At 60.4% G+C, this 10,770-nt stretch carries 10 protein-coding genes and 1 pseudogene; 8 read left to right on the top strand and 3 right to left on the bottom strand.

Going from position 1 to position 10,770, the window contains the following annotated elements; genetic code table 11:
- Nucleotides 1-95 precede the first annotated feature (95 nt).
- A complete protein-coding gene (locus ACR0LZ_RS20970) occupies nucleotides 96-683 on the bottom strand; it encodes an REP-associated tyrosine transposase (RefSeq protein WP_480752183.1) in 588 nt (195 codons plus the stop codon).
- A 289-nt stretch (nucleotides 684-972) separates the two neighbouring features.
- Between ACR0LZ_RS20970 and ACR0LZ_RS20975 the strand changes: the two genes are divergently transcribed.
- Both ACR0LZ_RS20975 and ACR0LZ_RS20980 read left to right on the top strand, forming a co-directional pair.
- Nucleotides 973-1,662, top strand: a complete 690-nt coding sequence (locus tag ACR0LZ_RS20975; protein WP_480752184.1) for a hypothetical protein — start codon at nucleotides 973-975, stop codon at nucleotides 1,660-1,662.
- A gap of 128 nt (nucleotides 1,663-1,790) precedes the next feature.
- Nucleotides 1,791-2,006: a hypothetical protein gene (locus ACR0LZ_RS20980; RefSeq protein ID WP_480752186.1), complete on the top strand. Its 216-nt coding sequence runs from the start codon at nucleotides 1,791-1,793 to the stop codon at nucleotides 2,004-2,006.
- Nucleotides 2,007-2,229: 223 nt separating this feature from the next.
- Here the strand turns inward: ACR0LZ_RS20980 and ACR0LZ_RS20985 are convergent.
- Nucleotides 2,230-3,179 (bottom strand): IS630 family transposase gene (locus ACR0LZ_RS20985; RefSeq protein WP_480752187.1). Its coding sequence is split into 2 segments (ribosomal slippage): nucleotides 2,230-2,835 and nucleotides 2,838-3,179, totalling 948 coding nucleotides; the frame shifts between segments, so codons are not numbered across the junction.
- Between the two features lie 545 nt (nucleotides 3,180-3,724).
- Complete coding sequence (locus ACR0LZ_RS20990; protein ID WP_480752189.1) at nucleotides 3,725-4,120, bottom strand: nucleotidyl transferase AbiEii/AbiGii toxin family protein; 396 nt, start codon at nucleotides 4,118-4,120, stop codon at nucleotides 3,725-3,727.
- A gap of 77 nt (nucleotides 4,121-4,197) precedes the next feature.
- Between ACR0LZ_RS20990 and ACR0LZ_RS20995 the strand changes: the two are divergent.
- The 6 genes and pseudogenes from ACR0LZ_RS20995 to ACR0LZ_RS21020 all read left to right on the top strand — a co-directional run.
- A pseudogene (locus ACR0LZ_RS20995) lies at nucleotides 4,198-4,464 on the top strand (IS21 family transposase); the annotation flags it as partial.
- Nucleotides 4,465-4,481: 17 nt separating this feature from the next.
- The gene (locus tag ACR0LZ_RS21000; RefSeq protein ID WP_480752190.1) at nucleotides 4,482-5,441 is read left to right on the top strand and encodes an IS5 family transposase; all 960 of its coding nucleotides are present in this window, start codon (nucleotides 4,482-4,484) and stop codon (nucleotides 5,439-5,441) included.
- A gap of 132 nt (nucleotides 5,442-5,573) precedes the next feature.
- Nucleotides 5,574-6,647 carry a homocysteine S-methyltransferase family protein gene (locus ACR0LZ_RS21005; protein ID WP_480752191.1) on the top strand — a complete coding sequence of 358 codons (1,074 nt, stop codon included), beginning with the start codon at nucleotides 5,574-5,576 and terminating at the stop codon, nucleotides 6,645-6,647.
- Nucleotides 6,644-9,310, top strand: a complete 2,667-nt coding sequence (metH, locus tag ACR0LZ_RS21010; RefSeq protein ID WP_480752193.1) for a methionine synthase — start codon at nucleotides 6,644-6,646, stop codon at nucleotides 9,308-9,310. Before ACR0LZ_RS21005 ends, metH begins: the two co-directional genes overlap by 4 nt.
- Nucleotides 9,311-9,376: 66 nt before the next feature.
- Entirely contained in the window at nucleotides 9,377-10,567 is a 1,191-nt protein-coding gene (gene metK / locus ACR0LZ_RS21015; RefSeq protein WP_480752194.1) for a methionine adenosyltransferase, read from the top strand.
- Nucleotides 10,568-10,602: 35 nt separating this feature from the next.
- A partial coding sequence (locus ACR0LZ_RS21020) for an adenosylhomocysteinase (protein WP_480752196.1) occupies nucleotides 10,603-10,770 on the top strand: 168 nt, incomplete at its 3' end.

A 10,770-nucleotide genomic window follows, 5' to 3' on the forward strand; every position in this document is an offset into this window, starting at 1 on the left:
AAGCTTCGATACGATCTCTTCAGGCTTCTCACGCTTTCCAGCCATCGCTGATCCTCCAAATTGCGGGACAATCTATCCCAGTTGGTGGACCACTTTCAGGGGGCTACTCCAACACCACCACTCCATTCCGGATCAACCCGGCCTGCGCGAATATCGCGATGGATTGACGAATACGGCCAATCGCTCGGGTGCTCCACCAACCCATGTTTGACGGGGTTGTACCAACAATACGCCATGTAATTGCGGTAATCCTGTTCGTCGCGAATGGTATGTTCCCAAAACCGGCGCTGCCAAAAAGGCGCTTCGCGTTTGTTGGCCCGTAGGCCGGGCTTCAGCCCGGCATATCTGCCGGATGCCACAACAGGTAGATGCGTGAGTTCGGGTGCCGGGCTGAAGCCCGGCCTACGGTTTGCCTTGTTCACGCGCATGGTGAACCGCGCCTTGATCGCACCCCACCGCGTTGAATAATCCGCATCCCCCGGCGGCAAGGTCCACACCGCGTGCAGATGATCGGGCAGCACAACAAACGCATCGCACCAGAACGGCCGTTTACACCGGGTCGCCGAATAGGCTGCACGCAGATGAGCAATTTCCCGGGTCAACAGATCCGATGACCGGTCACTCAGTGACACGGTAAAGAAATACCTCGCTCCGGAAATACGGACGCGGCGATAGTCGGACATGTCGAAAGATCACCCAAGACCCGTTAAGGTTCGGTGAACCGCCCGCTACCACACGCATTCACCGAACCCTTGCGAAAGGCGGGCAGCGATTGGCTCCGGACAACCCTGATAGACTCGCGATCTTAAATTATCAACCGCCCCAACCCCGGTTATCCACATGCCCATACCCATTATCCACACATTTTTTGTCGCACTCATTCAAGTTTATGTATTTTACCGTTGAGACAAGTGTTAACGTGAGACTCAATTATAAGATGTCGGAGTGGTTTTGGTGTAGGAGATAGGCAAGATGGTCTTGCGTGTAGTCAGCTTTATATTGGTTTCAGTTCTTTTCCTCGGATTGCCCGACACCGCCTCGGCCAAAACCATCAAGTTTGCATCTTTGGCCGATCTGATTGACCCGTGGGAACCACAGATCTATGAAGAAAAGGGGTTTTCCGTCACCCCGACCGATGGCGGCGATTTCGGCAGCTTTGGCTCGGGCGGTCTTCACATCGACATCTGCTGCGGCCCCTATACCAGCGGCGCGACCATCCAACATACCAGCGGTGGGTTGTTCTCTCTCAAATCGTTGAAGTTGAACCTCTACCCGGCAACGAAAGCACTGAACCCGCTGGATACCTTCGTTTATTTTCATGGCTTCCGCGACAATTCTCTGGTCGCCACCGTTTTTGGCGGCTCGGGATTTCATGGAAAGATCAAGTTCAAGAAGCTGTTTTCCTATATCGACAGCTTCGTAATCGGGACCATCATTCCCGAAGGTTTCGATTTTGCAACTGATCTGCATTTCGACGTGGACAACATCAAGGTCAAGGCGGTCAAGGATAAAGGAATTCTTGCAGCAGCCAGTGAGTCACCCGATGCCATTGCTCCGGTTCCGCTGGCTCCCGGCCATTGGTTCCTGTTGACCGGCATCGCGATTCTGGCCGGGCTGACTTACCTTGGCCGAAAACGACAACCTCACCTGGCAAGAGCTTGATTTTTTAGCAATACCGGACTCGCCACGTCGTCTGCGTTTTTTGACCGGCAAAGCTTTTCCTCGTCACCGCCTTATCTCCGCCGTATTGCTGTGCCCTCCTGATCTCACGCAATTGGGAGTGCAATGGAATGGCGCTCGTTCTGATTTTTTTCGGCAGTATCGCGGGCATGATCACGGCCCTCTCTCAGGTCTTTGTGTTCGGCGCTCCTGTCTGGCTGGGCATCACCAGCTACATGGCTTTGTCGCTGGGTTTGCCGGTTCTGATCGGAGTTCTGGCATGGGCACTTTGCGCGATCCGACGTCAAGACCCCCAGAAAGACAAATTTGGCTATCGCAAAGCCTGACCCTCACTCTGCCACCTGAACAATCCGGACAAACGACCTGAAAAAAAACGATACATTTCGAACAAAACCTTGCCAGTCGCCTTTGGCAATGCCATATCCCCATCGCTATCGTTTTTCTATTTCGACCTACTGTCTCCGACCACCGGCGCTCAGTCTATCGATCCAGACGACGCTGCCAGGCTGCCGCAATTCCGTGGGATCAAACACCTAAAGCGTCCCGCCTTTAACCTGAGACATATCCAGCAGCCTTGAAGTAGTTCCGACATTCTTGCGCCGAGTAGAGGTCGCATACATGGCCGATGGCATTGAACATATCGGTGAATGTTCTCGCGCCGATCCGTCTGAGTTGGGCCTTGAGCTTAGAGAAGGCCATTTCGATGTGGTTGAGGTCGGGGCTGTCGGGCGGGAACCAACACCCTGCCTCCCTTATCGCCCTGGCGGCGTCGGCGTTCTTGTGCGTTGCCAGGTTGTCGAGAATGACCACGGTGCCTGGGGCCAATTCCGGGACCAGCACTTTTTCGACATAGGCCGCGAAGGCGGGACCATCCATTGCCCCCTTTATGACCCAGGGTGCGATCATGGCATCGGCGGTGAGCCCCGCGATGAAGGTTTGTGTCCCCCACGACCCGAATGGCGCGTCCATGACCAAGCGATCCCCACGCTGTGCCCATCCCCGCAGCCGGGTCATGTTCGTCTTCACAGACGTTTCGTCAATGAAGACAACGCGTTCTGGGCGCGCTGACACAGCCGGGATACGGTGCCTGAACCAGTCTTCGCGCTGCCGCCTTACCTTGGTGCGGCGTCGTTCGGCAGCAACCAGCGACTTTTTTTGTGCGTGTAGCCGAGCTTGCGAAGGAACTTTCCGATCGCGTTCGGGTGCGCGCGCACACCGGTCGCGTCGTGCAAGGCAGACGCCAGTTCCGGCATTGTGATGTCGCCGTCCTCAGCAATGATCTCGGCGAAAAAGGCGCGATGCGGGTCAAGCTTGCCCTTGCCTTTGGGCCGGCCTTGAGGAGCTGCGCGGGCCTGACCTGTCCGGCGGATCGCCTGCCCCCAACGCGCCCCGGTGGCAACCGACACCTTGAGCCGCAACGCCGCCGCACGCCCGCTTAACCCTTCTTCAATCAATCTCTGAAACCGCGCCCGAAGCGCTTCCGGTAAAGGTGCCGACATGATCCATCCTCCCAAACAGGATGAATCACAATTCAGCTCTCATGGGAATCCACACGATTCAGGTTTTTGGCGGGGTGCTTTAGTATCGAATTGAACATGATGTGCCAAGGTCCGTCGGGGTGGCGGTGGTTTCGCTCCCGGCTCGCCCTACCACACGCCCGTTTCGCGCGCGTCGATTGCCCCCCGCTTGCTGCCGATCACTACCACCGCAGCAGCGCGGCCGCCCCGAACTATCTTCGAGTCCCAGCAGCGAGGCCAACCAGCAGCGTCAAGCCAGGCAGCCCCCAGCAACTGCAGAAAGAAGCATTCCGTTCTGCCTCGTGCGCCAATTTCGGGCTCTTTCGTTGAATCCGCCGCGGTCCGCGCAAACGGCAGCTTAGCCGAAAACGCTTTGAGTGTCATTTTGCCCCGTTCCGCAATAAACCCCTACTGCACTTTGTCAAAAGCGGACGGGAAGGCTGCCCTCAGCAAGACCGCGGACCAGAAACGACGTCGCGACTACAGCCGGGGGCAAGACCCAATCTGTTTTCTGACCCGCGCTTTGACTAGATATCGAAACTGTTGATTTCAGCTTCGAATGCTTCAATCGCACTCAGGATGTCATCGAAGCCTGGCGCATCTCCGATAGTCATCTCTTGCATGCCGGAATAGTCCCTTCGCAGAGCAGTGGTCAGATCAGGATTTGGAGACAGCCTCAACGATCCGGGCTTTGCACCTTCGTAATTGGCCCAGGCCGCTTTGAAAAAAACGGCCTTGTGGTGTGCGACCTGGCCCAAAAGGTCCAGGTTGTCGAGCGCGCGGGATTTGGCGTCGTGATCAATCAGTTGAGCCATGTCGTAATAGTGGCGCGACATCCGGTCCGAGAGAGGTTTGCCGGTATCCTGATGATACAGCATGTGCAGGATCGTCGCCTTTTCCCAGAAGGTGCGCTCAACACCCAAACCTTTACCTCGATCGCGCCCTTATCCAATAGGTCAGTGAAGGCTTGGTGCACATAGGGGGAAATTGCGCAGGTCTCGGCGGGTACACCATCATCAAGGATTGTGTTCGGGAACATGGTCGACGGCATCGCGAGATGTTAGTACCGCTTAACCATGCACCCGGCCATGCTCAGGCCGACTTCGACGAAGCAATGGTGGTGATCGGCGGCATTGAGCAGAAGGCTCACTTCTTTGCCTTGGATCTGCCGCACAGCGATGCCTGCTACGTCCGGGCCTATCCGGCGGCGACGGCCGAGGCCTGGATGGACGGGCACGTTCATGCCTTTAGGTTCTTCGGGGCCGTTAACGACGGGATGGCGGGATGCCTTTCAAGCAAAACGCGACGCGACGGGATAAGTTTGAGAAGGCCAAGTACCGGGTCACGAATTGGCCTAAGTACAACGAGGCGCTTCGCCAGCGTGGTGATGATACGGTCTGGTTCAGCGAGGATGCGGTATCCGGGTGGTGCGCGCCAAGGTCAGGGAAACGTGGTGGTCAGCGGCAGTATTCTGATCTGGCGATTGAGACCTGCCTGACCCTGCGCGTCGTGTTCGGCTTACCCCTTCGCCAAACACAGGGCTTTGTCCGCAGTTTGCTGCGACTCATGCAGATCGACGTTCCCGTTCCGGATTTTTCCACGCTCTGCCGCCGCGCACGATTGCTTCGGATCGCACCGAAGACCCGGTCCACGAGAGGCCCGGTGACGCTGATCGCAGACAACACAGGGCTGCGCGTTCACGGCGGTCGAGACTGGATGCAGGAGAAACACGGGTTACCGAAGGCCCGTAAAACATGGCGCAAACTGCACATTGGCTTCGATCCCGAGAATGGGGAGCTTGTGGCCTCGTGCTTGACAACCAAGCACTTAGGAGACGCTGGTGCTCTCCCCGAATTGTTGGCCGAAGTGGTAGGCCCTGTTCATCGTTTCATCGGCGACGGCGCCTATGATGGCGCGCCGACCACAGCGACGATCTGGCAGGTGTTGGGATCAGATGTCGAACTGATCGTCCCGCCGCCGAAGAATGCCGTCCCAGGTGATTGGAATACACGCAACGCCCATATCAAAATGATCACCGGGCATGGACGAATGGCTTGGCAGAAAGCCACTGGCTACGGTCAGAGGTCACGTGGCGAAGCTCAGGTTGGGCGCTACAAACAGGTCATCGGGCCCAACCTGCGCAGCCGCAAAATGGAGGTTCAGACTACCGAAACCCGGATCGCTGTCAAAGCTCTCAACCGCATGACCCATCTCGGTCGCGCGACCTATGAACGTGTCGCATAGCGAACAGGGGAAAGGCGCAAATGCGGCCCAACCGCTATTCGTGCAACACGGTCATTGACAGCCAATATATAAGTATGTGGTTATATAATGAAACAGTGATGCTCTATAATTCAACGTCCAAGATGAAAGCCAATGACCCAGACAAATGACATAGCCGCCGCCGCTGCAGAGCGTATTCTTGTGCTCGACGGGGCCATGGGCACGATGATCCAGCAGGAAAAGCCGGACGAGCGGGCCTATCGCGGTGAGCGGTTCAGGGACCATCCCAGCGACGTGGGCGGCAACAACGAGCTTCTGTCGCTGACCCAGCCCGCGATGATCCGCCGGATTCACGAGGATTTCCTGAAGGCGGGGGCGGATATCCTGTGCACGAACACCTTCGGGGCCAACGCCATCAGCCAGGCCGATTACGGGATGACAGATCTCGTGGCCGAGATGAACGCCGAGTCGGTCAGGATCGCCCGCGCGGCGGCCGAGGCCGTGGCCACGCCCGACCGACCCCGCTGGGTGGCGGGGGGTATCGGCCCGACCAACCAGACGGCCAGCATCAGCCCGGACGTGAACGACCCGGGCTTTCGCGCGGTCACCTTCGACGATCTGGCGCGCGCCTATGGCGAGGCCGCCCGCGCGCTGATCGAGGCGGGGGCCGATCTGCTGCTGATCGAGACAATCTTCGACACGCTCAACGCCAAGGCCGCTCTTTTCGCCATCGACAGCCTGTCGGACGAGGGGCTGACGATTCCGCCGCTGATGATCTCGGGCACGATCACCGACCGGTCCGGGCGTACGCTGACCGGGCAGACGCCAGAGGCGTTCTGGGTGTCGGTGGGCCATGCGCGCCCCTTTTCCATCGGGCTCAACTGTGCGCTGGGGGCGGCGGAGATGCGACAGCACGTGCGCACGCTGTCGCAGGTGGCCGATACCCGCGTCAGCGCCTATCCCAATGCCGGCCTGCCCAACGAGATGGGCGGTTATGACGAAACGCCCGAGGAAACCGCCGCGCATCTGGGCGAATGGGCCGATACGGGGCTTGTCAACATCGTCGGCGGCTGCTGCGGCACCACGCCCGAGCATATTCGCGCCATCGCGCAGGCGGTGGAGGGCAAGCCGCCCCGCAAGGTTCCCGAAAAGGTCCGGCACATGCGCCTGAGCGGGCTGGAGATGTTCGAAACCCAGGGCGCCGACACGCAAGAGGGCGCGGCATGACCCCGGGGGTTGCCAGTTTCATAAACATCGGCGAGCGCACCAACGTCACCGGCTCGGCCAGGTTCAAGGCGTTCATCATGGAGGGCGACTACGCCACCGCGCTCGACGTGGCGCGGAGCCAGGTCGAGAACGGCGCGCAGATCATCGACGTGAACATGGACGAGGGGCTGCTCGACTCGGAAGAGGCGATGCGCACCTTCCTCAACCTGATTGCGTCGGAGCCCGACATTTCCCGCGTGCCGGTGATGATCGACAGTTCGAAGTTCGAGGTGATCAAGGCGGGGTTGAAATGCGTGCAGGGCCGCGCGGTGGTCAATTCTATCTCGCTCAAGGAGGGAGAGGAGGCGTTTCTCGAGCAGGCCCGCACCGTGCGCCGTTATGGCGCCGCGGTGGTCGTGATGGCGTTCGACGAGAACGGGCAGGCCGAGACCGCCGAGCACAAGTTCGAGATCTGCAAACGCTCTTACGACCTGCTGACCGAGAAGGCGGGCTTCGAGCCGTGGGACATCATCTTCGACCCCAACATCTTTGCCGTGGCCACGGGGATCGAGGAACATAACGACTATGCCAAGGCCTTTTTCGAGGCCACCCGCATGATCAAGGAGGCGATGCCGGATTGCCATGTCTCGGGCGGGCTGTCGAACGTGTCGTTCAGCTTCCGCGGCAACAACGCGGTGCGCGAGGCGATGCATTCCGCCTTCCTGTATCACGCCATCCCGCTGGGCATGGACATGGCCATCGTGAATGCCGGGCAGATCACCGTCTATGACGATATCCCCGACGAACTGCGCGAACGGGTCGAGGACGTGCTGCTAAACCGCCGTGACGACGCGACGGAACGGCTGCTGGAGATTGCCGAAACGTACAAGGGGTCGGGGGAAGCCGCGAAGAAACAAGACCCGAAATGGCGCGAGCAGCCGGTGGAGAAACGGCTGGAACACGCGCTGGTGCACGGCATCACCGATTACGTGGTCGAGGATACCGAGGAATGCCGGCAGCGGGCGGAAAAGCCGCTCGACGTGATCGAGGGTCCGCTGATGGATGGCATGAACGTGGTGGGCGACCTTTTCGGCGCGGGCAAGATGTTCCTGCCGCAGGTGGTGAAATCGGCCCGGGTGATGAAAACGGCCGTGGGCCATCTGCTGCCCTATATGGAGGAAGAAAAGCGCCTTGCGGGAGACACCTCGGCCAAGGGCAAGGTGGTGATGGCCACCGTGAAGGGCGATGTGCACGACATCGGCAAGAATATCGTGGGCGTCGTGCTGCAATGCAACAATTACGACGTGGTCGACCTTGGCGTGATGGTGCCAACCGAGGATATCCTCGAGGCGGCGAAGCGTGAAAACGCCGATGCCATCGGGCTGTCGGGCCTTATCACGCCGTCGCTCGACCGGATGGTCGAGGTGGCCGGGGAGATGACCCGGCAGGGCTTCAAGCTGCCCTTGATGATCGGGGGCGCGACCACGTCGAAGAAGCACACCGCGCTCAAGATCGCGCCGGAATACGCGCATGGCGTGATCCATGTCGACGACGCCTCGAAGGCGGTGGGAGTGGTCGCGAAACTTCTGTCGAAGACCGCGGTGCCGGGCTTCCTGTCCGGAGTGAGCGAGGAACAAAAGACACTGCGCTCGGGGGCTGCCGGGGCAGGCGAGCGGCCCACAGCGCCGCTGGCCGAGGCGCGCCGCTCGAGTTTCGACGGAGAGTGGGAGAGCTACAGCCCGCCCGCACCGCAGATGCCGGGGCTGACCGTGATCGACGACATGGATGTGGCCGCGCTGCATGGGTTCATCGACTGGACCCCGTTCTTCAACACGTGGGAGATGAAGGGCAAGTTCCCCGGGATCTTCGAGGATCCCGAGAAGGGCCCCGCCGCGCGCGAGCTTTACGACAACGCGCAGAAGATGCTGGACCGGATCCAGGCGGAAGGCTGGTTCAGCCCGCGCGGCGTGGTGGGGCTGTGGCCCGCCAATTCGCAAGGGGACGATATCGTCGTCTGGGCGGACGAAAGCCGGAAAACGCCGCGTGCCCCGATGCCGCAATTGCGCCAGCAGCGCAGCAAGGCGAACGGCCGGCCCCAGATGTGCCTGGCCGATTTCGTGGCGCCCGAGGGCACCGAGGACTGGGTGGGCGGTTTCACCGTCACCGCCGGGCCAGCGGTGCATGACATCGCCGAGCGCCTGAAGGCCGAGGGCAACGATTACGACGCCATCATGGTGCAGGCGTTGGGCGACCGGATCGCCGAAGCCTTTGCCGAGGCGCTGCACGCCCGCGTGCGCCGCAGCCTCTGGGGCTATGCCCCGGACGAGGCGCTCGACAACGAGGCGCTGATCCGCGAGCAATACCGTGGCATCCGGCCCGCGCCGGGCTATCCCGCCTGTCCCGACCATACCGAGAAGCGAACGTTGTTCGACCTTCTCGATGCGACAGAGCATACCGGTGTCACCCTGACCGAGTCCTGCGCGATGTGGCCCGCGGCGGCGGTCTCGGGCCTGTACTTCGCCCATCCCGGCGCGGCCTATTTCGGCATCGGCCGGATCGGCCCCGACCAGGTGGCCGACTATGCCAAGCGCAAGGGCATGGAAATTGACGAGGTGGAAGCCTGGCTTCAGCCGAGCCTGGCCTACACGCCCGACAAGTCATCGGCGGATCTCAAGATCGCCTGAGCCAGGGAGAACCCGATTTTTTGCCAAGGGCAGAACCAACCCGACGACAGTGGAGAAAGGAACGAGATGAGCGACAAATCATGGCTTTTTACCAGTGAATCGGTGTCCGAGGGGCACCCCGACAAGGTCTGCGACCGGATTTCCGACGCGGTTCTGGATGCCTATCTCGCCGCCGACCCGCAATCGCGCGTGGCCTGCGAAACGCTGGCGACGACCGATCACGTCACAATCGCCGGCGAGGTGCGCGGCCCCGAGAGCGTGCTCAAGGATGTCGAGCAGATTGCGCGCGATGCGATCCGCGACATCGGCTATGATCAGCAAGGCTTTTCGTGGAAGAATGCCGAGATCGTCTGCCGCCTGCACGCGCAGTCGGCTGATATCGCGATGGGCGTCGACGAGGGCGACAAGGGCGAGGAAGGCGCTGGCGACCAAGGCATCATGTTCGGCTATGCCTGCAACGAGACCGAGGACCTGATGCCCGCGCCCATCCAGTTCGCCCACAAGATCCTGCGCCACATGGCCGAGGACCGCAAATCCGGCAAGCAGCCGAATTTCGGCCCCGATGCGAAAAGCCAGGTCACTCTGAAGTATGAGAACGGAAAACCGGTCGGAATCGACACGGTGGTGGTCTCCACACAGCATATCGAGGGCCTGAGCCAGGCCGACGTGCGCGAGCTGGTCACGCCCTACATCTCCGAAGGGTTCAACGACGCGGGCTGGGACCTGCCGTCGGACGACAAGATCATCGTCAATCCGACCGGCAAGTTCGTGATCGGCGGGCCGGATGGTGACGCGGGCCTTACGGGGCGCAAGATCATCGTCGACACCTATGGCGGTGCGGCGCCCCACGGCGGCGGCGCCTTCTCGGGCAAGGATCCGACCAAGGTGGACCGGTCGGCCGCGTATATCACCCGCTACTTGGCCAAGAATGTCGTCGCCGCGGGACTGGCGGAAAAGTGTCAGATCCAGCTGGCCTATGCCATCGGGGTGCCCGAGCCCGTTGCGGTCTATGTCGACACGCTGGGTACGGGCCGGGTGGACGAAATCCAGCTTGCCAAGACGCTACGCGAGATGGTCCGCCTGACCCCGCGCGGCATCCGCGAGCATCTGGGCCTGCTCAAGCCGGTTTATGCGCGTACCGCAGCCTATGGCCATTTCGGGCGATCGCCGGCTGATGATGGCGGATTCAGCTGGGAGCGCACGGACCTGGCCGAGGACCTGGCCCGCACCTTCGGTGCCACCGCCGCGGCCGAGTGAGACGGAACATCAAGGATACCCAAAGGACGCGAGACATGAACAAGCAGAAAAGTTTCACTCCCGAAGATTACGTTATCAAGGACATCGGTCTTGCCGAATATGGCCGCAAAGAACTGGATATCGCCGAAACAGAAATGCCGGGGCTGATGGCCTTGCGGGCAGAATACGGTGAAAGCCAGCCATTGAAAGGCGCCCGTATTGCC

It is taken from the genome of Ruegeria sp. CI1 (assembly GCF_056536925.1).

Excerpts from the sequence above, each read along its gene's own strand:
- metH (WP_480752193.1), top strand. The coding sequence starts at position 6,644 with ATGACCCCGGGGGTTGCCAGTTTCATAAACATCGGCGAGCGCACCAAC.
- ACR0LZ_RS21005 (WP_480752191.1), top strand. The coding sequence starts at position 5,574 with ATGACCCAGACAAATGACATAGCCGCCGCCGCTGCAGAGCGTATTCTT.
- ACR0LZ_RS20975 (WP_480752184.1), top strand. The coding sequence starts at position 973 with ATGGTCTTGCGTGTAGTCAGCTTTATATTGGTTTCAGTTCTTTTCCTC.
- ACR0LZ_RS21000 (WP_480752190.1), top strand. The coding sequence starts at position 4,482 with ATGCCTTTCAAGCAAAACGCGACGCGACGGGATAAGTTTGAGAAGGCC.
- metK (WP_480752194.1), top strand. The coding sequence starts at position 9,377 with ATGAGCGACAAATCATGGCTTTTTACCAGTGAATCGGTGTCCGAGGGG.
- ACR0LZ_RS20980 (WP_480752186.1), top strand. The coding sequence starts at position 1,791 with ATGGCGCTCGTTCTGATTTTTTTCGGCAGTATCGCGGGCATGATCACG.
- ACR0LZ_RS20970 (WP_480752183.1), bottom strand. The coding sequence starts at position 683 with ATGTCCGACTATCGCCGCGTCCGTATTTCCGGAGCGAGGTATTTCTTT.